Consider the following 24629-nt stretch of genomic DNA (forward strand, 5'->3'; position numbering starts at 1 on the left):
CGCGGCCTTGTGATGTTCGCCGGCCGCACTGCGCTGGAGGCTGCGTTAGGCCTGCTCTGCGCGATGCTCGCTGGCCTTCACGAGCCGCATTGGGCCGCGTGGACCGTGGTCTCGCTGGCGATTCCGGCACGCGGAGACAGTCTGTTGAAGTCGCTCGGCCGCGCGCTCGGCACGGCTGTCGGTGCGCCCGTCGGCGTGCTGCTGGTGCTGGTTGCGCACGGCAACGCGCCGCTGCTTGTCGGCCTGCTGGCGGTGTGGCTTGCCGCGTGTGTCCATGCGGGCGCCTCATTGCGCAATTACCGCGCATACGGTGCGGTGCTGGCGGGTTACAGCGCCGTCATCATCGCGATGTCGTTGTCAGGCGAATCCGCACAGTTGTTCGAGGTCGGCAAGGATCGCTGCGCCGGGGTGCTCATCGGTATTGCATGCGCGTTGCTTGTCACCGTCTTCTCGCGCGAGCCTGTGCAGGGCGGCCATGCAGCCCGACGCATCCGCCATGCGATAAGCGCGGCATGCGCGTGGTGCGCGGCCCGGCTTGCAGGCGTGCCACGCCTGCGGGCCATCGACGGCACTGGCCCGCAACGACTGCGTCGGCAATTCAGCGATATCCTCGCGCTTGACGGCGCGGTGCTGAGCGCGGCCGCTGAGTCGCCGGCGCTGTGGACCCGCACCGGTGGTCTGCGCGGCGTCGTGCCGGCGCTTCTGAGTCTGCTCGTGGTGTCGAGAGGCATCGAGCGGAACATCGAAGCGGCCGCGTCACCAGGGAATGCAATAAGCGACGAGATCGGGGCAGTCGTTGTCGAAGCATCGGTATTGCTCAGGTCGATCGCTCGTGAGTTGCGTGGCGATGGCGCAGCCGAATCCGACACGACAGCCGTCTTTCTCGCGCAACTGCGCTCGTTGCACGTCACGCTTTCATTGGCTCAGGCCGCAACCGTCATCGAACGCCGATGCATCGATCTCGTCTCAGCACTGCTCGGCGCCACGGAAGGAGCGCTGCGCGTGTTCGCCCGTTTGACAGGGGCCGAAGAAAGTCGAAATGACCTTGCAGAAAGCTATCCCGCGCCCCTTTATACACGCGATCGAACTTACGCGATAGCCGCGGCGTTACGCGCTGCGGCTGCATTGCTGCTCGCCGGAGTGATCTGGATGAACACCGGCTGGCAAGGCGGGCCGCTGTTCGTTGCGTTCACGGCTATCGCGATCGCCCTCTTCGCGATCAGGCCCGACCCGCGACATACAGCAATCCATTTTCTGGCTTCGGGCGCCGTGGGAGCCGGCGCTGCGCTGGTGTTCTGCGTGACGGTTGCGCCGCACATTGCGCAACCGGTGGCAATCGCGCTCGCGGAGGGCGGCATCGTTTTTCTGGCGATTGTGTGGTCGTCGCTTCTGTCGAATAGTTTCTGGGCGTCGGGCTTCTGCCTGGTATTCCTCGTCGTGTCCGATCCGGCAGCGATAGCGCATACAACGGCAAGCGTGGTGAGCAGCAATGCAGCAGGTGTACTCGCGGGCTCGGCGCTGGCCGCGCTGGCATTTCATCTGGTTCCATCGCGCGGATTTGAGAGCCGGCGGCGCAAACGCCGTCTGATGGGAATCGCCGGCACGGTCGGGACGTTGATTGCGTCGCGCGTCGAGCGGCGAACGGCCATCACGCATCACGCGTGGCAGAGCCGAAGCATCGACGCGCTCGTGCGAATAGCATTGCCCGCTGCATCCGCAGAGGAAGTGGAACAATGCATGTCGTGGATCGAGATAGGTTCAGAACTGCTCGCACTGAAGAATGATTTGCGCATCGGTGCTCGAACGCTTCCACCGGTCGCGCGAAAGGTACTGGACCTGTTGCTTTCGGATCTCAGGAATATCGAGCCTCATGCGTGGCACGCACGGCTCATTGCGGCCGATGCTGAGCTTCAATCCACGTGGCACGCCGATCAAACCGTACTGGCCATCCGGGCCAGAATTGCCGAAATCATCTCGCTGCTGGAGCACGTTGCTGCGCTGCGAGTTGCGCCGGCTCGATGAGAGGTTTCGAAGGCGGCGGAGCGCCAAATTTTTTGTTCTGCATGAAGGAGAAAGTTGAAATGGCACGGAAGAATTCAGTGCAGGTCGTCGAGAGGTTCTGGCGTGAAGTCTGGCAATTGCGCAATCCGCACGCAGCGGATCATCTGGTTACCGACGATTTCACGGTCACCTCGGGCGGGGTGGAGATCAAGTCGCGTGACACGTTCAAGAAGTGGGTTGCTGCGTTCCTCGCCAGCATCGATGAGTTCGAGTTCGATGTGATCGAGACGTTTCAGAACGAAATCGGCGATCGGGTGGCCAGTCGATGGCGGGTCACGGGGAAGAACAATGGTTTCATGGGTTCGGAGCCGACAGGCTTACCGATCGACATGACGGGAACGGCCGTCCTGCATGTCGGCGAGGACGGGCTGCTGCGGCACAACTGGGTGGAACGCAGTGCGCTGGAGGTGCTGCGCGGTGTGACTGCGGGAAATAGCTCCGCTGAGTTTCTCAAGCCTGCATCAAACAAGTCGGGCCTGTAAGCTTTCGCGCGTTGTTGCACGCGAATGCGCCATTAGGGCAGACGGCGGCAAGGGCGCAACTTCTGTGAAGCCGAGACATTGTCCGGACCGCCGTCGCGGTCGTGTACGTCCGGAACACTTTATTAGCTGCCTGTGGACATGTGACCGAATGTCCGGCGGCAATGGGTCGAAGATCGCCCACTCCACCAAGTGCACAATCAATCTCCCTTCGTGGAAGAGGAGATTGTCATGGAAACGCTTACTTCTTCCGGCGCTCGCCGGGTGCCATGGAATAAGGGGAGGCTGACCGGCCAGAAACCTCCGTTGAAGCTTCGGGAAATATGGGCGATTCGAACGAGGCTGCAGATGTCTTCCAACGCACGCGAGTTGGCGATGTTCAACCTTGCCATCGACAGCAAGCTTCGGGCGTGCGATTTAACGCGCTTGCAGGTTCAAGACGTCTGCATGGGAGGTCACGTGGTCTCGCGAGCGACTTTCATGCAGCAGAAGACGCAGCGACCAGTCCAGTTCGAAATCACAGAGCAAACCCGGCAGAGTGTCGCGGCCTGGATCTCGGCTCGGGGGCTGAAGCCCGCCGACTATCTGTTTCCCAGTCGACTGCACGCGTCAGCGCACGTGTCCACGCGCCAGTATGCACGCATCGTACATCGTTGGGTCGCATCAATCGGGCTGGATGACGCCGCGTATGGCACCCACACGATGCGCCGCACGAAGGCAGCCCTGATATATCGACGCACTAAGAACCTGCGCTCGGTTCAGTTGCTCTTGGGCCATACCAAGCTTGAGAGCACCGTTCGATACCTCGGTATCGAGGTGGATGACGCGCTTGAGATGGCCGAACAAACCGAAGTCTGATAACTGTTGGCCGGTGAGCGGGCGCTTGCCGGCCATGAGCGGTCCTTAGCTCGACTCTTTTGGTGCCTCCTGAGCGGCGCCTAGTCCTATGAAAGGAGTCATCCGTCAGGATCACGATGTTGCGGCATCGCGATCGCCTGCCTGCACCGACATTCGGCAAACAAGACCTACTTGCGCAGACTCCGCTTTCTCCGTTCACGGGGTTCGGTACCCGTATCGACAGGGGTGAACGGCGCTTGGAATCGACTCACCAGAAAATCAATGAAGGCGCGCGCACGAGCCGTCTGATTTCTTTGTCGCGGGTAGTAAACAAACAGGTCGGCAGAGGGGAGAACCGTGTTCGGCAAAACAAGGCTGAGCCGACCGCTCTGCAAATACTTCGCAAGATCCCATTCCGAGCGAATCAATATTCCGTGTCCTTCCAATGCCCAGCGCAGCACGATATCGCCGTCGTTGCTTGATAACGCGCCTTTCACTTTAATCGCCTCGGTGTGGTCGTTCACGATGTAACGCCACACCCCATAAGCATCCTCGTTCTGTCGGTGGATGATGCATCGGTGCTCAGACAAATCTTCAACTCGCACGGGCGTGCCATGTTTCTCCAGGTATTTCGGCGAGGCGCACAAAAATCGGCGATTACTCATGATGCGACGCGCGCTCAAGCGGGTGTCGGGTAATTCGCCGAACCTGATCGCCATGTCAAACGCGCCTTCCACAAGATCCACGGGACGATCTGTCACTTCAAATTGAACTTCGACGCCAGGAAATCGCTTGGCGAACTCCGACACCAGCGGCGCAATCGTAGTGCGTCCGAACCCAAGCGTCGCATTAATGCGCAAGAGACCTTGCGGATCACCTTTGGTCCCGGAAATCGCCTCTTCCATCTCGCGTACTTGCCCGACGATCTGCAAGGCGTATCGCAGGTAGGTCTCGCCTTCAGGCGTGAGGCTCACGCTTCGAGTCGTCCGATTCACCAGACGAACGCCTAAGCGCTGCTCGATAACGCCGAGTCGTTTCGTCGCTGCGGGTGGGGACAGATCGAGCGCCCGCGCCGCACCCGACATACTTTTAAGCTTCGCTAGAAGAATGAAGAACTCGAAATCGGTAGCGGTCTGGGTTTCAGTATTCACTGGACTTGAATAGTGTTGTGAACAGAAGTGCAGTTTAGCAGCGTTTTTCGCAGTTAAGCTACGTTCCATATTGCAGCCGAGGGGGTCGCAATATGCTTCCAAAACTCAGGAGACAAGCCGTGAGAATCGTTGAAATCCGCGAAAAGACCGTTCCTATCAGTTCCCCAATCCGCAATGCCTATATCGACTTCAGCAAGATGACGCTGAGTCTCGTCGCCGTCGTTACCGACGTGATTCGCGACGGCAAGCCGGTGATCGGATACGGCTTCAATTCGAACGGCCGCTATGGTCAAGGCAAGTTGATGCGCGAACGCTTTATCCCGCGTCTCCTGGAAGCAGATCCCGCTTCACTCGTGAACGATGCTGGTGACAATCTCGACCCCCACAAAATCTGGGCAACGATGTTCACCAACGAAAAGCCCGGCGGTCATGGCGAGCGTTCGGTGGCGATCGGCACGATCGACATGGCTGTCTGGGACGCCGTGGCGAAGATTGAAGGCAAGCCATTGTTCCAACTGCTCGCAGACCGATACGGCAACGGCACGCCCGATCGCAAAATCTTCGTGTACGCAGCAGGCGGGTACTACTATCCGGGGCAAGATCACAATAAGCTCAAGGACGAAATGCGTAGCTACATCGACCGTGGCTATACGGTCGTGAAGAAGAAGATCGGCGGCGCATCGCTTGATGAAGACCTGCGTCGCATCGATTCGATTCTGAGCGTGCTCGGCGACGGCCAGAAGCTCGCCGTGGATGCCAACGGTCGCTTCGATCTCGATACCGCAATTCAATACGCGAAAGCGCTCTCGCAATACGACCTGTTCTGGTACGAGGAACCCGGCGATCCGCTCGATTACGAACTGCAAGCGACGCTGCGTAATTATTACGACAAGCCGATGGCAACCGGCGAAGACCTCTTCTCGATGCAGGATGCCCGCAACCTGATCCGCTACGGCGGCATGCGCGCCGACCGCGACTGGCTGCAATTCGATTGCGCACTGAGTTACGGCCTCGTCGAATACCTGCGCACGCTCGACATGCTGCACGAGCACGGCTGGTCGCCGAAGCGCTGCATTCCGCACGGCGGCCATCAAATGTCGCTGAACATCGCAGCAGGTCTCGGACTCGGCGGTAACGAATCGTATCCGGATCTGTTCCAGCCGTACGGCGGCTTCCCCGACGGCGTCAAGGTTGAGAACGGCTATATCACCATGCCGGACATCCCCGGCATCGGCTTTGAAGGAAAGGCCGATCTCTTCGCCGAGATGCAAAAGCTGTCCTCATAAGCCTCAGATAGGCAAAGCGCCGATACACCCCTCGGCGCTACGTTCATACAACAACAAAAGAACGCAGGAAGATCCGGCCGTGCTCACCGCAGCGCTCGACTGCGCTGCGGGCGCGCGCCCCGATTCCATTAGAAGACGCCATGCATAGGAGACAAACATGCTGGTATCAGTCAGGAAAACGCTTTCCAAGCTCTATGTTCAAGTCCTTATCGGCATCATAGCGGGGATATTACTAGGGCATTTCTATCCCGATATTGGCTCGCAACTTAAGCCACTCGGCGACCTTTTCATCAAACTGATTCGGATGCTGCTGGCACCGATCATCTTCGCATCCGTTGTAGTCGGCATAGCCCGCATGAGTGATCTTCATGAGGCTGGCCGTGTCGGTGTGAAGGCGGTGCTTTATTTCGAAATCGCGTCGACTGTCGCGCTTGTGGTGGGTCTCGTGGTCGTGAACGTATTTAAGCCCGGCAGCGGCATGAACATCGATCCCGCGCACATAGACAGTTCTGCGATTGCAACCTATAAGCAAGCAGCAAAGCAGCATGGCACGCTCGACTTCCTGATGAGCATCGTTCCGAACAGTATCGTCGGCGCGTTTGCCAATGGCGAAATCTTGCCGATCATCTTCTTTTCGCTGTTACTTGCCATTTCTCTCGCCAAACTGGGCCCGCGTACGGCGCCTTTTGTCGACATGCTTGATATGTTCCTGCAAGGCATGTTTGGCATCGTTCGAATCGTAATGTATGTTGCACCAATCGGCGCCTTCGGCGGGATGGCCTTCACCATTGCCAAATACGGGATCGGTACCCTGGCTTCTTTTGGCCAACTGATGCTGTGCCTGTATCTGACATCGATCTTCTTCGTGGTGGTCGTGCTCGGCATTGTCATGCGTATGTGCGGCTTGTCGTTGTTCAAGTACCTGCGCTACATCAAGGATGAGATTTTCATCACCCTGGGCACGGCTTCGACAGAAGCAGTGTTGCCGCAAATGCTCATCAAGATGGAGAAGATGGGTTGCTCACGACCGGTCGTCGGAATGGTTTTGCCTACCGGCTATACCTTCAACGCTGACGGGACGGCGATCTACCTGACCATGGCGGCGATGTTCATCGCGCAGGCTATGAACGTGCATTTGACAATCTGGGACCAGTTGCTTGTGCTCGGCGTGCTCTTACTAACCTCAAAGGGTTCGGCTGGCGTGGCAGGCGCAGGATTCGTCGCGTTGGCTGCAACACTGGCGTCGATGCACAAGATTCCCGTTGAAGGTTTGGTGCTTCTGCTCGGCGTGGACCGTTTTCTTAACGAGGCCCGTGCAGTGACGAACCTTATCGGGAACGGGGTGGCAACGGTTGTGGTAGCTCGATGGGAAGGGGCGTTGGATATGAACGTCGCGCGAGCGATGCTCAATCGTCAAGGCGATACAAGCATCGATGCGTTGGAGCCGGTCGTACCGCTCGCAGCTGAGCCGATGACAGGCAACAAGCCAGTCGTGCGACCAAACGCCCATTAAATCGCTCGTGTTCCGCTCGCTTCGATTGCGAGCGGAACTGCCAGCGCGTCAATCCTTTCCCATAATTGATGACATGACAAAGCAATCTGAAACCACCAGCTTTCGGCAAGCCGCTCTCGACTACCATGAGTTTCCGACGCCCGGGAAGCTGTCGATTACTCCGACGAAGCAAATGATCAACCAGCGTGATCTCTCGCTGGCCTACTCCCCGGGTGTCGCCTTCGCATGTGAGGAAATCGTCGAAAACCCGCTCAATGCTGCGCGCTTCACGGCTCGCAGCAACCTCGTCGGCGTGGTCACGAACGGAACTGCGGTACTTGGGCTGGGTAACATTGGGCCGCTGGCATCGAAGCCGGTAATGGAAGGCAAAGCGGTGCTGTTCAAGAAGTTCGCGGGCATCGACGTGTTCGACATCGAGCTGAACGAGTCGGATCCACACAAGTTGGTGGACGTGATTGCTGCACTTGAGCCGACCTTTGGCGGGATCAATCTGGAAGACATCAAGGCGCCCGATTGCTTCATCGTCGAACGCGAATGCCGAAAACGCATGAAGATCCCGGTGTTCCACGACGACCAGCACGGTACGGCGATCGTCGTCGCTGCCGCGATCATCAACGGCCTGAAGGTCGTGGGCAAGAATATCAAGGAAGTGAAGCTGGTGGCGTCGGGTGCAGGTGCTGCGGCACTCGCGTGCCTCGATCTTCTCGTTGACGTTGGGCTGCCGCTTGAAAACATCTTGGTGACTGATCTTGTCGGTGTGGTCTACCAAGGCCGGACAGAACTCATGGATCCGGACAAGGAACGTTTTGCCCGCGATACCAGCGCGCGCACACTCGCTGAAGTGATCGAAGGCGCGGACGTCTTCCTTGGCTTGTCTGCCGGTGGAGTGCTCAAGCAAGACATGGTCAAACAGATGGCCGTGAAGCCGCTGATCCTGGCGCTCGCCAATCCGACCCCGGAAATCCTTCCGGAACTCGCGCTCGAGGTGCGTCCGGATGCAATCCTCGCGACGGGGCGGGCCGACTTTCCGAATCAGGTCAACAACGTCCTGGTGTTTCCATTCCTGTTCCGAGGCGCGCTTGACGCCGGCGCGACGACGGTGACGCGGGAAATGGAAATTGCAGCGGTCAAAGCACTGGCCGAACTGGCGCGGCAGGAACAGAGCGACATTGTCGCGACAGCGTACGGCATTCGCGATCTCTCCTTTGGCCCGGAATATCTCATTCCGAAACCATTCGATCCGCGCTTGATCGTCAAGCTCGCGCCTGCTGTTGCGCAAGCGGCCATGGATTCTGGCGTTGCCGAGCGTCCGATTGAGGACATGGAGGCCTATAAGCAACATTTGCAGCAGTTCGTGTATCAAAGCGGCACGACCATGAAGCCAATTTTTCAGCTCGCGCGTGGCGTGGAGCCTGAGAAGAAGCGAATCGTGTTTGCGGAAGGCGAGGAAGAGCGGATACTGCGCGCTGTTCAGATTGTCGTCGATGAGAAGCTTGCCACGCCCATCTTGATTGGCCGACCGAGCGTGATCGAGCAACGGATTGCACGCTACGGTCTGCGTCTGGCGGCGGGTCAGGACTATACGGTCGTGAACACCGATCACGACGAGCGTTACCGCGACTTCTGGCAAGAGTATTACAAGATGATGTCTCGCAAGGGCATCACGCCCCAGATGGCGAAGCTGGAAATGCGTCGCCGCACGACGCTGATCGGCGCGATGCTGGTGAAGCAGGGCGAGGCAGACGGTATGATCTGCGGCATAGTGAGCACGACGCACCGGCACTTACACTTCATCGATCAGGTGATCGGCAAGAAGCAAGGCTGCAACGTCTACGCAGCGATGAACGCGCTGGTGCTGCCGGGTCGGCAGATTTTCCTCGTCGATACGCACGTGAACGTCGATCCAACGGCCGACGAACTGGCCGAGATCACAATCATGGCGGCAGAAGAAGTACGCCGTTTTGGCGTCGAGCCGAAGGTCGCACTGGTTTCGCACTCGAACTTCGGCACGAGCAACGCGCCCTCAGCGCAGAAGATGCGCGATACGTTGGCAATTCTGCGACAGCGCGCGCCTGAAATACAGGTCGACGGAGAAATGCACGGCGGCTTGGCCCTTGATCACAAACTACGCGCCGAAGCAATGCCGGATTCGACGCTAGAGGGCGACGCGAACCTTTTGGTGCTGCCTAATATCGACGCGGCGAATATCTCGTACAACCTGCTTAAAGCGGCGGCGGGCAACAACGTCGCGATCGGCTCTATTCTGCTCGGTGCGGCGCTCCCCGTACATGTGCTCCCCCCTTCGGCGACGGTCCGTCGAATTGTCAATATGACGGCGTTGTTGGTGGCCGATGCGACAGCTGTGTTGAAGGAAGCGACTCGTTGAGTGTGGTCGGGAGACCCGTTAGGTTCCAAACCGCCGACTCGCGTCGATGATGCGCGGATAGCGTCGCCCCCTAACCCTCGATCTCGTAGGCAATTGGTGCCTTAAGGACGCGGGTCGACTCACATCGGCCCGGCGGCCCACCGCGGAAGTGATGCGATCGTCCAGGTGGGGATTGTCGGCGAAGGTTCACTGCGGGTCGCACTGTGAATACTCCGGTAGCACGACACAATTGCGGTCGGAGGACTAGGCCATGAGTAGGAAAATGACAGGCAGGTTAGGTGCTCCGGCCGTGCGCGCCGTCCCTGATGCGAATCGCATGAAGTTTCCCATCGAGCAGTCCATCGCGAACGAAATCTCGCTGCACTATCACCTTACTTTGGAAGTCATGCGCAGCGGATGCGGGAGCGAGTATCACGTAGGAAGCATGGCTCAAGTTGTTCACACGGCCCTGCTCCTCCGTCGATTTTGCGGCCAAGGAGTGCGAACGGGGTTGTTTCGTGACGCGAAGGATGCCATTTTGCGTCGCCACCGATTGGGCTTCGAAAAGGGCGATTGGCTCGCCGATGGAGAAGCATATGCGATTCTTGCGGAGATCCTTAACCTACTTGACCATCAGCTCGCCATTGTCCCCCTCAGTGAATTGCAGATCGTGAATACGCGTTTGTCGAACGGGTCAAGAGCCAACTACGCAACAAGCCAGGAGCAGCCTGTCTGAGTGAAGCAACCTTTGTGCAGAATCGATTCGATGCGCCGTTAGTCCCCGCTTGGCGGCGATGGATGGCTTCGACCTGCATCAGCTTCTTGAACGACCGTTTCACTGCTGTCAGCGGTCTTCACGGTCGCGCGAGTTCGAGCGGCGGTTCAGGGTCGCATACGGTCCGTTCCCGAAAAGCCTCGAAGAACCCACAAAAAACCCGGCTCGAAAGCCGGGTTGTGATCAAAGGCTGTTACAAGCGGCACCGCACGGATGCCGCTGCGTCCTATGCGGCCGCGCCAGTCGCTGGCCGCATAGATCGAGACAACAAAGTCGTGACTGCCCCCGCCAAAGTCCACTCGCCAAACTGCTGCTCATGGCTTTCATGGATGAGACGGTCGAGGCACAGCACCTCGACGCCATCGACGTGTACCTTGCCGAGGACGTTCGCCAGCACCGCGCGGTTGGAGCCTTCTCGTTTAACCGTGACGACGCCCTCCCCGACCACCACATACACGTTCGAGTCCTTCGGCATTTACGCTGCCTCCTTCAAAAGTTTGCGCATGTCGCCGGACGTTTCCGCCGACAGCAATGCGAGGTCATCGACGAAACGATCTAGCAGGGAGTCCATATGAAGGAAGGTCTCGTCGTCCAGTTCCGGCGTCGCCCAGTCCAGCCCCGCCTGCGTCGCATCACGTTTGTGCGCGACCATTTGGTCCTGATACTCGTCGATGCTTCCTGGTAGATGGAAATACACGACTTTCAAGACGCCCTTCCGGTTCCATCGCAGCGCGCGCCGCATCGCCTGATACTCGATGCGCCACGTCCACGAGCGGTCATAGAAGAGGATGTAGTCAGCGTTCGGCAGGTTGTAGCCGGCGCGGCCGGATGCCTTGGTGGCCATCAGCCCGGTTGCCAGTCCGCCCAAGAAGCGCTTGTCCTTATCGGCCACGCGACGCTTGATCGGGATCTCGCCATGAAACGGGACTGTCTGAACACCATGCGCATCCAGCTCGCGCGCAAGAAAATCAAGCACGCCGGGGTTCTCGGCAAACACGATTGCTTGCTTGCCTTCCGCAGCGATCGCACGCATGCGCGCCACAATCGCGCGCTGCTTGCTTGTCAGCCCGCCGATGTACTCCACGCCCTCCATCCCGAACTGCGGATAGTTGGCAGCGAAGTGAACAGCACGGATACGAGCGAGGATCGTCACCAGGTTGCACGCCTTTTTGTCATCGCGCGATGAGCAATACCAATCGGCGAACTCGTCAGCAGCGCGCAGGTACGCGGCCAGATGCCCGCGATCCCAGTCGACCGTCTCCACCTCGAACTGCGGTGGTTCGATCCGGATGTAGCGCGACACCTCAGGCTCTGCGACCAGCCGCCGCTTGATGTGCGGCGCGAGCATCGCGCGGTAGAGATGCAGGTCGCCGATCTTCGGCACCTCGCGTTTCGCCCCATCCTGCAGGCTCTCCGCGAACTGCCACGTCACCCACTCCAGCACCACGAAGTCATCCCTGAATCGATCGACGCCGCGCATCGCGTATTCCACCGAATTGATCCAGTTCTGCTCGAGATAGCCCACGCGATAGCCATAAGGCTGAGCCGCCGTTCCATCGCCACCGGAGAACGCAATCAAACCGAACGCATCTCTTGGATAGTTGGGAATCGGACTGCCTGTGAGGACAAAACGCCGTCGAGCCGAAAGCTGCCAAAGCGCGCGGCTCTGATCACTTGTCGGATTGGCGAGGCGCTCGCCTTCGTCGGCCACCAGCAGGCCGATGCGACGCCGCAGTCGATGCGCATACGTCACGTGCGCAGATGCGGCTTTGTCCACCGGCATACGCAGGCGCTCATACGAGATGAGATTGATGCGCCGCAGATCGCCGAGGTCCGCCGCTGACTCGATCACTTTCACGTGATCGGCCGCGATCGGCAACTGGGCAATCTCCTTCAACATCTCCTCGATGAGCCGGGACTCAACAACGATGAGGCCGTGCTTTACGCCCGAGACGAGGATCAGCGCCAATGCGAGCCGGGACTTGCCACACCCCTGCTCCCACGCGACGATGCATCCAGTCGGCTTCAACAGCGTTTCGATCAGATCATCGACCTGAAACTCCCAATCGAGCCACTGATCGACGCCGAGCGCCTTCACGCGCGAGCGCAGCGCCGCGGCTTGGTCGGGAAAGCGCGCGCACAGACCTTCGTGCACCACTTCCCATCCCTCGTTGACGTTCTCGACCGCGAACCGCGCATTGAGCTCGTCGACCGACAGGTGATACCCAACGCCATGCAGCGCGTATCGGTACCGCCCGTCGGTTTCACGATCAAAGTGGACTTCGTCGCCCGCCTTGATGAGCGGACTGGCCCAGCGGGTCGCATCGACCTTGTGGGTCTCTTTCGCGATGCCCGACACCTGATCTCGCGATCCAGCGCCAGTTGTCCACGCCACGTGCCGCAGCGGTATCGCCTGTCGTACGCTGCGACGCATGCGTCTGCTGAAGTGCTCCATGAAGCCGGGCGCGAGTTGCGGCTCGCCACCGACGCTGCGGATTCGATCAAGCAACTGACCAAAGGCCGCAACCGGATCGTCTTGCACCAGATACGTTTCCATATCCAGCAAGCCTTGCCCGGAGTAACGGAAGCCACGCGGCAGCCGGTGGCCGTCGCGCGAGTAAATGCGCTTCACGAGAACCGCGTTGAGCACCATCGCTTCGTTGAAGCCGCATGCGAACGACAAGCGAATGCGCCGGCCATCGTGCGAGACCTTGACAGACTTGTCGCCCGTGACCACACGCGTGATGAACGGCACGCTGTCATCGAGCTTCTGCAGCCGCAGCCGAGCTTCCCCGAAGGATCGCTCCTCGAAGTGCAGCCCGAGGTCTGGGCCTGGCTTGGCCAGATCGTCAACCAACGCACGCACGAAGTCCGAGGGACGATCGCGATAACGGTCGAACACCACCACGGCCGTGCGCACGTTCGCGCCTTCCAGCTTGAACGCGTCCGCTGGAAGTTCGAACAGGCCAGCCGCGCGGCGCTTCACGCGGTCGCCCTGCTCGCCCGCGATCATCGACTCGGCGGTGGTGATCGGCAGGAGCGCGACGACGATATTCGCCGCCTCAAGCGCCTGGTGCACGGCGTAGTCGTGGCTCAACGCGCTGGTGTGCGCGCCGTACCGGCCCCACGTCGTGCATTCCAGCGTCTGCAGGTGCGGCGACTCAAGATGGATCGAGAACGGCGGATTGATCAGTGCGATATCAAAGCGCGTCGGATGGATGTCCTCCATGCCAGCCTGCCGGAACTCGCAATTAAATCCCCCCTCCTCGAACACCTTCTGGCACTGCTGGATGACATCGGCGTGCACGTCGACGCCGTACACGGCATGGCGTTCCGGGTCTGCGTACTGAAGCAGCCGGCCGGAGCCGACCGAGTTATCCAGGATCCGGATATGCCGATTGAGCTTCCAGCCGCTGACGAAGCTCCACATGAACGCCGCAATGGCGTCCGGCGTGAAGAACTGGCCGAGGTGCTGACGCCGTGCCGCTGCCAGCTCGCCCTGATGGGCGACCGACGGTGCCTGCGATCCCAAACTTCTGATCGCACGCAACGGCTCGTACCAGTCCCGCTCAAACGAAAACAGATCTCTCTGCATGAATTCCCTCTAGAAAAGAAAAGACCCGCCGGAGCGGGTCGAAACGATCAAACGGTGGACGCTTTAGTACCGGTCGCGCGAGGCGAGATACTTGGCGCCGAACTCACTAATGAAGAGGGACAACGCGTCACCCACGTCGTGAGCGAACTTGAACTGCCACTTGTCGTTGAACAGCACGATCTCCAGCCCCGTGAACGACAGCTTCTCGCGGGTGGAGAACGTCAGGCGGTGAACGCTGAAGTTGCGCAGTTGCATCGCCAGCGCGCCGAAATGATGCTGCTTCGCGAAGGTCGCCAAGCCGTCGAAGGTTGTGGCGACCGCCTGCTGAGAGGAGTAATACACCTCGCGTTGCCCCTTCGAATGGAAGCACGACTGGGAGGTGACGCGCTTTTCGAGAATCACCGCGCTGCTGGTGCGCTTGATCTCGGTATCGGGCTTCAGCCAGAAGCCGTCGACGATGGCCTTGGCTGCCTGCTCGAACGCAACGCGCTCGCCGGCTTCACCGCCGAACGTCCGCTCGAGGTGTTGCCAGAAGCCGTCCAAGTCAGGGATCTTGTTTTTCCTCAGATCCTCTTCGATATCGAGGCCGCATCGGTCGAGTTCGCGACTCTGGTCGATCTCGATTCTGCCGCCGGCGGGCGCGAACTTGCGGCTTGCCTCCATCACAAGCCGGGACAGCACCCTACGACAGAACGTGTTGAGCTCGCGTTCGACCTTGTATTCGCTGCGCACTTCCATCGCCGAATACTCTGTCAGCCCGTCTGCGAAGACATCGCGCTCCGCCTGAACGACGGCGCGATAGGCCACTGCTGCTGCCGTTTGGGCCGTCTTGAACTGCTCGATCAGTTGTGTGTACATGCGTTGCTCCAAGAAATGAGCAGGCGCACGCCCGCAAAGGGGACATGCCCCTGCGGGTTGAGAAAAGAGATGGATTGCGCGGTGAGCTTGCTAAGCGCCGCATCGTCGATGCGCTAGAAGCGCGGGTGATAGTGCAACAGTACATGCACGAGGTTCCGCCGCTGACACGAAAGGCGATCTTTTCATGGTGCCTTTCGTGCTCAGACCTTATCCACAGTTTCTGTGGCTAACCTTGGGGATAACCTCAGCCGCCTCCCGATGTTTGCGATACATCTACGGTTGGCGGAAAACGCGCAAGCGCGCGCATCCACCTCAAAAGGCGCAACGATTTCGGTCCCTTTCGCCGGTCCGCCGCTGGCCTGCTGAGATCAGAATTTCGAGATGCACGCGCGTGCGTGCAATCCCTTCGAGCACGTCCATGAAAGTAAGTCACATTGCGACCATCGCGTTCCTCAGTGCCTCAGCCATCGGCATGACCGGAGCGGTCAGCGTTGTCGCGCGCCAATTCACGATCGAACGTTCAGCCGTCCGGTCGTTGTTGATACCAGCATCGCCGCACGACTTCAGGGCTTGACCGACGCGATGGAACACGTCTCGGCAGCAGGCCGTCCGTTGCTGCTGTCGAAATACGGCTTCAGGGACGAGACGGCGCTTGCTGCAGCCCTAGCAGCGCAGCGACGTGACCTGGCCTCAGCAGAGAGACTACGCGCTGCGGAACTCGCTTCCAACGAAAAACGCTTGGCCGCTTTGCTGGCGGCATGTGGCCTCAGTGCGATTGTCGCCATTACGGGAGCCGTTGCGCTCTACGACGCGCACGTGGCTCGCGGCCGAGTGACGCGCGAAGCCGACACAGTTGCCGCTAGCGCCGTGCCATCCAACCTCGCTTTACCGATACAAGATGAATCTGATCGTTGTTAGCTTCGAGGACTTCGCGAAGGACCCCGCCGGCGCGCGTGCTGACTCTGTACCGTCTCCGGGCTTCCCCGACAGCTGGATCGACGCGCTGGTCGGTACCGGCTCCGTCTTCTCGCGCGATGAAGCAGCGCCCGGCGCTGTAAAGACGATCGGCCTTCGCTTTCCTAGCGGCGAGCACGCCGAGCAGTTTTGCCTGAGCGTGCGCAAAGTGGCCAATCTCCTCGGGACCCGGGCACACATACACAAGGTTCCTGCGCATCAGGCGGACCTGACACTGAGCGAGGCGTCAAAACATAGTGCAGGTGTCGTTTGACGGACTCACCGTCGCACTAGAAGACGTTCAAGACAACCCGGCGCGGTACGCACGCCAGCTCGAACGCGCAAAGAAGTCACCGGGTTACGCTGTATGCCGCTGCCGGGAGCGCGTCGCGGGCAAACTCCTGCGTCTCGTTGTGCGCCGCTATGGCGCGCTTTTTCATCTCGCAAGATGGCCTGACGACGGGCCAAACCACAACGAGATCTCATGTCCGTTCTATGCCGCAGCGCCCATCAAAGATGGAAGAACGCCCGACGCCCTCAGTGCGATCCAGCAAACGCCCGCAGGGCTGAACGTCAAGCTCGACGCCTCGCTATCTATTCGAACGCTCGAACGGTCGATACGCGCTGAAGGCGGCTCCTCGCTCACCACGACAGCTCGCCGCGCCGCACCGCTCCTTGGGTTTCTGCAACGCGTTTGGCTCGAGGCCAATTTGCACGTCTGGCAAGGAGGTTTCACGCGCGGTTGGGGTCAGTGCAACGCACAGCTCGTGGCCGCTCTTGGCGATGGCAAGCTTAACGGTAAGCCCATCCACGAGGTCTTGCATGTCATGCGTCGACACGACGAAAGCCAAGCGCAATCAATAGTCGCCGAGTTCAATGCGTTTCTAGACGAGATCACGACCACACCCCAAGCTTCTCAACGCCGATTGGTGCTCGGCGAGCTCCGCGGCGTGGTGGCCTCGAAGTACGGCTTCGTCGTCACGCTGCGCCAGACGAAGCGCACATTCTTTGCCTCCACATCCGTCATCGAATCCGCCGCCGCGTCGTTCAGGTCCGCCTGGGCGATGACGGGTAACGCTAGCGCGCGCGTCGTGATTCTCGCCTTGGTCGAGCGGACAAGGGACGGAAATCTTCGGATCATCGACCTTGCGCTGCAACTGTGCAGCAGCAGTTTCGTTCCCTGCGATTCGAGCTATGAGGTGGAGATGGCAAACCGGCTCGTTGCCGAGCGCCGACGTTTCATCAAGCCTTTGAGGCTCGAGGCCGGCGACGTCATGCTGCCCGACTTTCAACTGACCGATACCCGACAGCCGACGGCGATCGAAATTTATGGGATGCAAGGCAATGAGCAATACCTTGCCCGCAAGAAAGAGAAACAGGCGCTGTACGCGCGCGACGCAAAGCCGTGCGTTGAGTGGATACCGCCGGCCGACCTCGCGTCAGTACGGCTTCCTAAACCGTTGACTTGACGGTCGCTCCTTCCAGGATACTTTGAGCGCATCCGTAACTGTTGAGCAAATGATATGGCCTCGAACTCGTTCTTTCTGAATCGTGCAGTCGCGCGTAACGCCGACTGGCAAGTGAAATACCCGGCGCTCGCGATGGCAAGCACCATCGACGCCGTCGACGAACGACGCAAGCAGATCGTCGTTGCTGCTGCGGACGAAACGTCCCTGCGCGCGGTGTTCTTCAGTTCCCTCGGTGCAATACTCGACTTCCACGCAACTTGGGACGAACTGGAGCGCTCAGGCAAGGGATGGCTCGCTTTCACCATACGCTGGAACCGGTGGTGGTTGCCAAACGTTGATCACGTTAAATGGCTAGAGCAGCACGCGTTCGCGCCAACGGACCTTCGCTTCGCGAATCGGGACCAGGGGATCGCCGCCGGTGATACCGCGTCTTTTCGCGAATTCCTCGATGCCGTTGAACTCCACTATCGCCGCGACCCGCCCATCTCCAGCGTCCTGTTCGCGCCCAACGCCATTGCATCCGTCGAGACTTCGCCAATCAATCCGGCCATGCGCCATTCATAAAACCGTCGATGCGCAAGGTCATTCCCTTCGGCAGGCGAGCCGTCGCTCCCAACACGCCCTGCGACGTTGAGGCCCAGTGTGCACACCGAAATCTTCGGCTCGTCGAACAGAGCGATATCGTCATGTGCGCCATCTGTCACGTCACGCTCAGTCCTATTTGGGCGCTGTCGATGCTGTCCGAGCAGTATGCATTTGCGATGGCTCACATCGACCGGCTCAAATCTCGAATCGAGCTCGCCGACGCTCGGATCCTAGAGTTATCGCAGGAACTCGATGCGATGTTGCCGGGCGAAAAGAAGCCTGAATAAGTCGTCTACCGACACTTGACCAACCGTCGAACAGTGGTGCAATAGATCACCAACGACTCAGGAATGCAACATGAAACGAACCTTCGAATGCGGTCACAGCGGCAAGGGCAAGTACTGCCACGCGTGCGCGGCTGAAGAGAAGCAGGAGGATGAGCGCCGTCTCGCGCTCGAAGAGAAGCGCGCTGCGAAGCGAGTGTCGACCACCGACGATCCGATCGACCTCTCCATCGTGCGACACCTTTCGGCCGTACAACGAGAGGCAAGAGATCTGCTCGCAAAGGTCAGTAGCGGCGTGCATCCATTTTCGCTCGACGGAAAGTTCATCAAGTCCTCGGCCGGCAAGCTGGTTTCCGTACCGGTTGGCCGATCCTATCGCCTGCTCTTTGACGCCCCATCGCTCGCACCGCTACGCCTCGTCAGTCACGAAAACTACAATGGGATTGCGGCGAACCGCGTAGCGGCATGACGTCCCTCGACTCACGCTTCGCGCCGTTATCCTCTCAAGGAGGTACTCGCGATGAAGGTCGGTCCGAATTTGGCGTTGAGAACCGCGATCAACGCACTACGCGACATCGTCGAAAGTGAGCGCATGCCGAACGGCATCCCGCTGAGCGACGACGAACGCGAGTTGCATCGACTGTCTGCCGATGAACTGGAAAAGCAACTGGTGGCATTGAAAAATCTAGTGGGCCGGCTGGAAAGGTGACTTTCGGCCAGCGCGGTCGGTCGTCCTCACGCACGTAGCTATAATTTACGGCGGCTTACAAAACTAGAACCGCCGGCGAGCCGGCGACAGGACAGTGCCATGACTGACGAGCTTTTTCCCTGCGACCATTGCGGCGGAAAGTGGTCTTTCGGATTCTCCCAGCGATTAGTCGGCCGTCCGTCGGCTCCTGAGCGCGACTTCGCTCGCCTCGGCAGCAGCCTGGCGCCGCCCATGCAAGACATGGAACCGCGCTCACCGTACGACGTCCCCTACGAGAAGGTCTGCTGCATTTTCTGCGAAGAATGCGGGATGCAGACGCCTTGGATCCCGATCGGTAACGACCGCTATGCGGCACTGGATAAGGCTGGCGAGATTTGGAATGCGCGGATGCAGCGGCCGAAAGCCACCGAGGGAGATCTGCTCCAGCTCGTCAGGAAAGAAATCAGCGCAGTTGACGCTGCTTACCTAATTGATCTTCTCTCGAGGAACGAGGACGACTGGGAGAAACGCGGGCCCATTTTCCAGATGCTCGCAAAGAAAATCGCCGACAGCAAAATCACAATGAGCGAGTTTTGGCCAGTCGACACAGTCCTTCGCGATGCGGCGCGGTATCGAAAGCTCCAGCAGCTAGCGAAGCGCATATACATTGACGGAATCGCTTCGGTCCAGTTTCCCCGGATTCCCGCGACAGGCGGTGACGAAGGCAACTTTGAGAACAGCGTCAACGAGGCGGTCGATGACCTCCCCGACCGCAACCGCTGGTGACTTGACTTCATTCGGTTCCGATCATACTGAAGCGACCTACAAACTACACACAACAAGGACCGAATATGTCGCCCATTCAGTACATCGTCGCCGCCTACCGGCTTCGCTACAAACTCGCGCCGCAGCTTTTTACCTTGCTCGCCCCCGGCGTGATCCTGACGTATCACGCGATGACAAGCCCGCAGTTGGGCTGGCTCTTGGACTGACAAGCGCAAAGAGACGCTCTCCGGAGAGCGTCCCACATCAGCGGCGCTCACAATCAAGTTGTTGAAAATAAACAGCAAAACCCCTGATACAAAACGCGCCGAATATTCACCTCCCCCTTATTCGGCACACTTTTCGCATTGTAAAATCCGGTACAGGCCCGTTCTGGAGATGCCGAGCGCGCTCGCTGCTGCCTTTTTATTGCCGTCGCTTGCCGCCAGTGCCTCCTGGACCTGTTCAATTGTCGGCTTAGGCGCCTTCAGTCGCCTCTGGACAGAAAAGCTAGACAGGTAAGCACCGGCCTTTTGCTCTTTGCTATGGCCGGCCGCCTCAACCACGGCTTGCATCGCTTCGCGGTGGAGCGCCGGGTCGGCCCTCTGATCGCTGCCTTTGATCGGCGCAGGAACGCCGGTGTACTTTTCAAACATTTGCTGCAAGAACTGATGCCTCAGGCCGTGGCACGTAACGCCCAAGCCAGACTTCGTCACACCATGGCGTTTGAGAACCGTATAGAAGTGGTCCTTCCACTGAGTCTTGGTATAGCCGTCGGGGATAGTCGAGCCCGTAGAGCGGTTTGTGTGTTGAGCAGCCTCAAGTAGGACATCCATCTTGAACTCCATGGGCACCACACGAACGCGACCGCCCTTTGTGCCGTGGACCACGCTGAGCTTTCCGTCTTTACGGACTGCATCTTTAGGCCTCAACAGAAGACTCTCTTCGACCCGTAGACCGAAGGCCGCCTGCAGCTTCATTTGCACCGCGACCACGGGCTCCGTCTTCGCGATTTCCTCAATGATAGCTACCGCGTCGATCCCCCTGCCTTCCCATGACTTGTCCTCAGTCGCCACAGATGTGCGCCGAAAGTCGTGGGCGGCTGGATCGATGTACTCCGACATCTTTTTGACCAAGTTCCGCTTATTGATCCAGTTCGAGAACGCGCGGAAGTACGTCAACTTGTTCTCGATGGTCCCGGGACTCTGGCCGTCCTTGTGCCATAGGGCCACCAGCCCTTCGATGTGCTTTTCCTTGAGCGCATACGGTGTTTGTATCGCATAGCCGATCTGGCGCAGCTCAACAAAAGAACGGCAAAGCTTTTGCAGTCGGGGTTCCTGTGTCCCGACCGATATCGGCTTATTGCTAACACGGGTACGGCTGTGAACACGATTGACGTTCGGAGTGAAAATTTTCTCCAGGGCATCCCGGAACGCGGGGGGAAGCTCGGGATAGCCCGCAATGATGCCTTTCACATAGACGGTTACTGTCATTCGGATGCGCCTTCCTCGTTTGTTGATTGCCGCGTCTCGGCCACCGAGTACATTGCTCGGCCCCTCTCAAATGCCATTTCTAACTGGCACGACCGCGGAAACCCATTCGGGACTCCGCCACCCGCGCACGTGCCAGAAATCCATCCAGCTATCGCCGCATGCCGGAGTGCTCTTCGCCTGGATCGCGTATCGTCGAAACCGTAGGTAATCGACAGCCGCCATAGAGACCACGCAACTTCAGCCTCGAAGGCGTGATCTACCAGCGTGAAAATCCGACGTCGTTGGCTTTGCTTCGGGGCAGTTGAGAAGCGCTGTGGCTGTGCTCCATTCGCATCGCCTTCGTCTTTGTAGTGCCCCAGTGCTACGGTGGCGAAGTTCGATACCTGTTCTGCCCTAGGCGTCCACGCACACAGTAATCGCGTCAGTGCATCAGCGCCTGACGTGCGGATCAACTCAGGGCACATCAGCGCTCGCATTGGCGCGGTACCGGTTCAGCTCATACGACGCCATGGCCATGTAATTCGAGACGAGTTCTGCTCCTGAAACGTCATTTCTTAGCGGCTCTAGGAAGCGCGGCCTCCTTTATGAGACGAGTCAGTAACCGTGCTCATCTACGCGCGGTGCCTCCTGTGCAACCGCGCCGCATACCTCGGGAGCCTATCCCCAAGTCTTGCCGCACAGCTGCTGCGTATCCCCGCCGGGTCCTGCCTTCCTGTCCTTTAGCGATTCCATTCGATAGCCCCGCACGTGGAAGAAACGTGCATCGACCTCCGTACTGCTGCGTGCTGCCAGTCGTCACGCTTCGCGTGTTGACTGCCGCTGATTTGCTGCCGGAGTACTTCCAACGCGCGCCCGCTTCGCGGAATCTCTCGTCGTTGTGTATCTCCTGCTGCTCCCTGCAGTCGAACCGCGTACAGCTAACTGTGCGGTTCGGCTATGCCGCTGCCACGGCTACCGCGCCGGCCCTAGACGCGCTGTTGCGCGCCGGTGTGCCCCGCCTTTGCGGCGGCACGACCTCGGCCAAGTGCTCGGTAATCTTTTTGCGCTGCTTTTTTCCGGGTGCGCCGCCCGTTCGTCTTCCGTACAGGGAGCAGCTTGCCGCTGGTCCCCCATCCCAAAGCGCGTTCACTCGGTCGCGGTGTGTCGGACCTCATGCAACGTACCCAGCGTCGTGTGCTGTAAGGATGCGTCCATCCTCCTTGAGCTGGAAAAAGAGCAGCCACGGACAAGTGTCCGCGCGCTCCCAATCCGTCTCATCTCGGACACTCGGGCAAAACCGCCCGCAAACCCAATGGATATCGCGTGTCCAGCGTCCTCACTTTGGGTCGCTTTGAACTTGATTAGATTAAGAAAAAGGCCGCTTCATTTTGCGGCCGTGACAGAGGGGGTTTTCGCTAGGCAAAGCGGTCCCCTCGATGGTCCTTTTCAGGAGGGTCGATGCGCATGCGCGCGGTTGGTGATTAGAAGAATACCGGCACCGTGACCATGTAAAGAGTTAAAAGCTGCCTAAATGTTGCGAGCTTTTGCTTCCTTGACATTGCGCGCCGATCTGTAGAGTTGGACAGGCGTAACGGGGACTCTTCCACCCGATTTCGTCTTGATAAGTGACAGATTGAGGCGCTTCAGATCGTCGATTCGCCTTCTCACCGTTCATGGAGAGATAACTGACAGTTATCCGGACGTTTCGACAAAAGGAATCTGCGCGTACGTCTATCTACCACTTTTCTGTCAGGTAACTGGAAGATGGGTTGAACCTATCGAATTGCTCTGGAGAGAGAATGAACACCATGAAAGTACATGCACCCGTCCTTGCTGTTGACGTCGGATATGGCAACACTAAGATCGCCTTCCGCAACGGCTCCGACGTGTCGACCTTTATGTTTCCGTCGCTGACCCCGCCGTACAAGGCGCACACGATCGCCAAAGAGAGCGCGGGTTTGATCACGACGCCCAAGACTGTCGCGGTGGACGTCGAGGGAAAGCGCTATCAGGTCGGTCCCGGCGTGCTGTTGAGCTCGCGTAACGGCGACGCGGGAGCGACACTTAACGACGACTATTGCACGACTGCAAGCTATGCCGCGCTGCTCGCCGGCGCGTTTCACTTCGCGAACATCGCATCGGTCGACCGCCTAGTTCTCGGCCTACCGATGAGGAACTTCCACACCCACGTTGCTCATTTGCGCAGTGCATTCGCCGGTAAGAATGCATACGGCGATGTTGAGTTCGATGTCGGCAGCGTCATCGTGCTTCCGCAGCCTCTCGGCGCACTGGTCAACTTCTCGCGCTACCACGAGTTCGACAAGGAGGACCCGCACCTCATCATTGACGTCGGCTACTTCACAACTGATTGGGTGGTGGCAACCGGGTTGACTATCGACGAAGAGCGCAGCGGAGGTCACCACAGCGGCGCGTCTCACTATTACGAAGCCATCGCCGCTGTCATTAAGGAGAAACTGCATATCGACACGCAGGGAATTGAGCGGATCGATAAGGCGCTGCGCACGGGATCGACTCTCCTGCTTAACGGGAACGACTATGACCTGCAGGAGTTTCTGCCAGCGGCGCAGACGGTTATCGACGCAGCGGTTAAAGCTATCCAAGCGGGCGTGAAGAACACAGTCGATATTCGCTCCATCGTCCTCACTGGTGGCGGTGCGGCTCTCTACAGGTCCGAGATTCAAGCGCGGTTTCCCCATTTGAGGATCGACCATATGGCAGAACCATGCTTCACGAATGTCAGGGGGTTCCTCGCCGCTGGTGAGGCAACGCTGCTGCGCGACAAGAAGCACAAGGAAGCGGTGCCCGCATGACAGGCGCTTTGGAGATCAAGGTAACAATCAGCGAGATCGCGACGCCAACGTTGTTTGATGCTCTAGTTGCGGTCTCCAATCCGAGGCAACGCGCAGCGCTGCTCAAGCGCTTAGCAGAAGATGCTTTGCGGGGCAGTGTCCAGGTTCCGCGTGCAGGAGTGACTAGCACGCCAAGGTCGGCCAACGCATCCGCAACGACGAAAGCTGCAGGGGGTCCTGCGCCCAGCGAGGCAACTCCCGTCGCTGCTAAGCAAATCGCGCCAGTGCAGGATGATCAGCCAGATTTCGACTACGCGTTCCTGGCCGAAAACTTGAACGTAGGGTGAGCCTGAGCTAGATCGAGGAGGCACATGCCGCTTCGCAGATCGGCGTTTAGCGCCAACAGAAGCGCAGCGGCGTGGGCTTTCGTCGACGGCTAGACTTCGCCTAGTTGTTGGCAGAATAGGGACATATAGTGCAATCTGCAAACGCAACGGAGGGATAATGAGCTTCATCGAAAACTTGGCACAGCTTGACTGGACTCGCGGCGTTCGCATGTGGATTTTCGTGGCCGCCGCGCTGGCTGCTTGGGAGGCGGCTTATTTGTTTCATCGCGCTCTGTTCCGCCAAGCCAACGGAGCCGATGATGTACGCTAAATTCATGGCACTAGAGAACGACAATTAT

Annotated in this window: 22 protein-coding genes; 17 read left to right on the plus strand and 5 right to left on the minus strand. The window is 59.0% G+C overall.

All coding sequences use genetic code 11. From position 1 onward, the window contains the following. Positions 1-12: 12 nt before the first annotated feature. The 3 genes from NK8_RS37335 to NK8_RS37345 all read left to right on the plus strand — a co-directional run bounded on the left by NK8_RS37335 (position 13) and on the right by NK8_RS37345 (position 3398). Complete coding sequence (locus NK8_RS37335; protein WP_225936576.1) at positions 13-2022, plus strand: FUSC family protein; 2010 nt, start codon at positions 13-15, stop codon at positions 2020-2022. A 59-nt stretch (positions 2023-2081) separates the two neighbouring features. Then, positions 2082-2543, plus strand: a complete 462-nt coding sequence (locus NK8_RS37340) for an ester cyclase (protein ID WP_025527671.1) — start codon at positions 2082-2084, stop codon at positions 2541-2543. Between the two features lie 228 nt (positions 2544-2771). Next, complete coding sequence (locus NK8_RS37345) at positions 2772-3398, plus strand: tyrosine-type recombinase/integrase (RefSeq protein ID WP_213233615.1); 627 nt, start codon at positions 2772-2774, stop codon at positions 3396-3398. Positions 3399-3565: 167 nt separating this feature from the next. Here NK8_RS37345 and NK8_RS37350 read toward each other — a convergent pair whose 3' ends face one another. Then, positions 3566-4528 carry a LysR family transcriptional regulator gene (locus NK8_RS37350; RefSeq protein WP_213233616.1) on the minus strand — a complete coding sequence of 321 codons (963 nt, stop codon included), beginning with the start codon at positions 4526-4528 and terminating at the stop codon, positions 3566-3568. Positions 4529-4647: 119 nt separating this feature from the next. Between NK8_RS37350 and NK8_RS37355 the strand changes: the two genes are divergently transcribed. The 4 genes from NK8_RS37355 (at position 4648) to NK8_RS37370 (ending at position 10428) form a co-directional block, all read left to right on the plus strand. Then, complete coding sequence (locus tag NK8_RS37355; protein WP_062265935.1) at positions 4648-5814, plus strand: mandelate racemase/muconate lactonizing enzyme family protein; 1167 nt, start codon at positions 4648-4650, stop codon at positions 5812-5814. 157 nt (positions 5815-5971) lie between these two features. Further along, complete coding sequence (gene dctA, locus NK8_RS37360) at positions 5972-7327, plus strand: C4-dicarboxylate transporter DctA (protein WP_225936577.1); 1356 nt, start codon at positions 5972-5974, stop codon at positions 7325-7327. 73 nt (positions 7328-7400) lie between these two features. Next, complete coding sequence (locus NK8_RS37365) at positions 7401-9713, plus strand: NADP-dependent malic enzyme (RefSeq protein WP_213233618.1); 2313 nt, start codon at positions 7401-7403, stop codon at positions 9711-9713. 316 nt (positions 9714-10029) lie between these two features. Then, positions 10030-10428, plus strand: a complete 399-nt coding sequence (locus NK8_RS37370; protein ID WP_213233619.1) for a Fis family transcriptional regulator — start codon at positions 10030-10032, stop codon at positions 10426-10428. Between the two features lie 265 nt (positions 10429-10693). On the opposite strand, the gene NK8_RS37375 is transcribed toward NK8_RS37370, so the two are convergent. The 3 genes from NK8_RS37375 to NK8_RS37385 form a co-directional block, all read right to left on the minus strand. After that, positions 10694-10942, minus strand: coding sequence for a hypothetical protein (locus tag NK8_RS37375; protein WP_213233620.1), 249 nt, complete (start codon positions 10940-10942; stop codon positions 10694-10696). Then, positions 10943-14062, minus strand: coding sequence for an SNF2-related protein (locus NK8_RS37380; RefSeq protein ID WP_213233621.1), 3120 nt, complete (start codon positions 14060-14062; stop codon positions 10943-10945). It lies immediately after the preceding gene. 63 nt (positions 14063-14125) lie between these two features. Continuing rightward, on the minus strand, positions 14126-14920 hold the full coding sequence (locus NK8_RS37385; protein ID WP_213233622.1) for a hypothetical protein: 795 nt from the start codon (positions 14918-14920) through the stop codon (positions 14126-14128). 898 nt (positions 14921-15818) lie between these two features. On the opposite strand from NK8_RS37385, the gene NK8_RS37390 reads away from it, so the two are divergent. From NK8_RS37390 to NK8_RS37425, 8 genes are all read left to right on the plus strand, one after another. Continuing rightward, the gene (locus tag NK8_RS37390; protein ID WP_213233623.1) at positions 15819-16148 is read left to right on the plus strand and encodes a hypothetical protein; all 330 of its coding nucleotides are present in this window, start codon (positions 15819-15821) and stop codon (positions 16146-16148) included. After that, positions 16132-17343 carry a DUF1173 family protein gene (locus NK8_RS37395; RefSeq protein WP_225936578.1) on the plus strand — a complete coding sequence of 404 codons (1212 nt, stop codon included), beginning with the start codon at positions 16132-16134 and terminating at the stop codon, positions 17341-17343. Before NK8_RS37390 ends, NK8_RS37395 begins: the two co-directional genes overlap by 17 nt. A 54-nt stretch (positions 17344-17397) precedes the next feature. Continuing rightward, complete coding sequence (locus NK8_RS37400) at positions 17398-17907, plus strand: hypothetical protein (protein ID WP_225936579.1); 510 nt, start codon at positions 17398-17400, stop codon at positions 17905-17907. Positions 17908-17915: 8 nt separating this feature from the next. Then, positions 17916-18215: a hypothetical protein gene (locus NK8_RS37405; RefSeq protein WP_225936580.1), complete on the plus strand. Its 300-nt coding sequence runs from the start codon at positions 17916-17918 to the stop codon at positions 18213-18215. 70 nt (positions 18216-18285) lie between these two features. Next, complete coding sequence (locus NK8_RS37410) at positions 18286-18681, plus strand: hypothetical protein (protein ID WP_213233624.1); 396 nt, start codon at positions 18286-18288, stop codon at positions 18679-18681. 51 nt (positions 18682-18732) lie between these two features. Next, positions 18733-18921, plus strand: a complete 189-nt coding sequence (locus tag NK8_RS37415) for a hypothetical protein (RefSeq protein WP_035511705.1) — start codon at positions 18733-18735, stop codon at positions 18919-18921. A gap of 99 nt (positions 18922-19020) precedes the next feature. Then, a complete protein-coding gene (locus tag NK8_RS37420) occupies positions 19021-19686 on the plus strand; it encodes a Lar family restriction alleviation protein (RefSeq protein WP_213233625.1) in 666 nt (221 codons plus the stop codon). A gap of 65 nt (positions 19687-19751) precedes the next feature. Continuing rightward, positions 19752-19892 (plus strand): hypothetical protein, encoded by a 141-nt coding sequence (locus NK8_RS37425; RefSeq protein ID WP_213233626.1) that lies wholly within the window; start codon positions 19752-19754, stop codon positions 19890-19892. A gap of 117 nt (positions 19893-20009) precedes the next feature. Here the strand turns inward: NK8_RS37425 and NK8_RS37430 are convergent, their stop codons facing one another. Beyond that, a complete protein-coding gene (locus NK8_RS37430) occupies positions 20010-21155 on the minus strand; it encodes an integrase domain-containing protein (RefSeq protein ID WP_213233627.1) in 1146 nt (381 codons plus the stop codon). Between the two features lie 1778 nt (positions 21156-22933). Between NK8_RS37430 and NK8_RS37435 the strand changes: the two genes are divergently transcribed. Together NK8_RS37435 and NK8_RS37440 are read left to right on the plus strand one after the other, a co-directional pair. After that, positions 22934-23965: a PRTRC system protein D gene (locus NK8_RS37435; protein ID WP_225936581.1), complete on the plus strand. Its 1032-nt coding sequence runs from the start codon at positions 22934-22936 to the stop codon at positions 23963-23965. Positions 23966-24448: 483 nt separating this feature from the next. Then, positions 24449-24601 (plus strand): hypothetical protein, encoded by a 153-nt coding sequence (locus NK8_RS37440; RefSeq protein WP_213233628.1) that lies wholly within the window; start codon positions 24449-24451, stop codon positions 24599-24601. Positions 24602-24629: the final 28 nt, after the last annotated feature.

It is taken from the genome of Caballeronia sp. NK8 (genome assembly GCF_018408855.1).
Lineage (GTDB): Bacteria > Pseudomonadota > Gammaproteobacteria > Burkholderiales > Burkholderiaceae > Caballeronia.

Bases quoted from the DNA above. Each gene is read 5' to 3' on its own strand.
- NK8_RS37335 (WP_225936576.1), top strand. From the start codon at position 13: ATGTTCGCCGGCCGCACTGCGCTGGAGGCTGCGTTAGGCCTGCTCTGC.
- NK8_RS37340 (WP_025527671.1), top strand. From the start codon at position 2,082: ATGGCACGGAAGAATTCAGTGCAGGTCGTCGAGAGGTTCTGGCGTGAA.
- NK8_RS37345 (WP_213233615.1), top strand. From the start codon at position 2,772: ATGGAAACGCTTACTTCTTCCGGCGCTCGCCGGGTGCCATGGAATAAG.
- dctA (WP_225936577.1), top strand. From the start codon at position 5,972: ATGCTGGTATCAGTCAGGAAAACGCTTTCCAAGCTCTATGTTCAAGTC.
- NK8_RS37365 (WP_213233618.1), top strand. From the start codon at position 7,401: ATGACAAAGCAATCTGAAACCACCAGCTTTCGGCAAGCCGCTCTCGAC.
- NK8_RS37370 (WP_213233619.1), top strand. From the start codon at position 10,030: ATGAAGTTTCCCATCGAGCAGTCCATCGCGAACGAAATCTCGCTGCAC.
- NK8_RS37375 (WP_213233620.1), bottom strand. From the start codon at position 10,942: ATGCCGAAGGACTCGAACGTGTATGTGGTGGTCGGGGAGGGCGTCGTC.
- NK8_RS37380 (WP_213233621.1), bottom strand. From the start codon at position 14,062: ATGCAGAGAGATCTGTTTTCGTTTGAGCGGGACTGGTACGAGCCGTTG.
- NK8_RS37385 (WP_213233622.1), bottom strand. From the start codon at position 14,920: ATGTACACACAACTGATCGAGCAGTTCAAGACGGCCCAAACGGCAGCA.
- NK8_RS37390 (WP_213233623.1), top strand. From the start codon at position 15,819: ATGAATCTGATCGTTGTTAGCTTCGAGGACTTCGCGAAGGACCCCGCC.
- NK8_RS37400 (WP_225936579.1), top strand. From the start codon at position 17,398: ATGGCCTCGAACTCGTTCTTTCTGAATCGTGCAGTCGCGCGTAACGCC.
- NK8_RS37405 (WP_225936580.1), top strand. From the start codon at position 17,916: ATGCGCAAGGTCATTCCCTTCGGCAGGCGAGCCGTCGCTCCCAACACG.
- NK8_RS37410 (WP_213233624.1), top strand. From the start codon at position 18,286: ATGAAACGAACCTTCGAATGCGGTCACAGCGGCAAGGGCAAGTACTGC.
- NK8_RS37415 (WP_035511705.1), top strand. From the start codon at position 18,733: ATGAAGGTCGGTCCGAATTTGGCGTTGAGAACCGCGATCAACGCACTA.
- NK8_RS37420 (WP_213233625.1), top strand. From the start codon at position 19,021: ATGACTGACGAGCTTTTTCCCTGCGACCATTGCGGCGGAAAGTGGTCT.
- NK8_RS37425 (WP_213233626.1), top strand. From the start codon at position 19,752: ATGTCGCCCATTCAGTACATCGTCGCCGCCTACCGGCTTCGCTACAAA.
- NK8_RS37430 (WP_213233627.1), bottom strand. From the start codon at position 21,155: ATGACAGTAACCGTCTATGTGAAAGGCATCATTGCGGGCTATCCCGAG.
- NK8_RS37435 (WP_225936581.1), top strand. From the start codon at position 22,934: ATGAACACCATGAAAGTACATGCACCCGTCCTTGCTGTTGACGTCGGA.
- NK8_RS37440 (WP_213233628.1), top strand. From the start codon at position 24,449: ATGAGCTTCATCGAAAACTTGGCACAGCTTGACTGGACTCGCGGCGTT.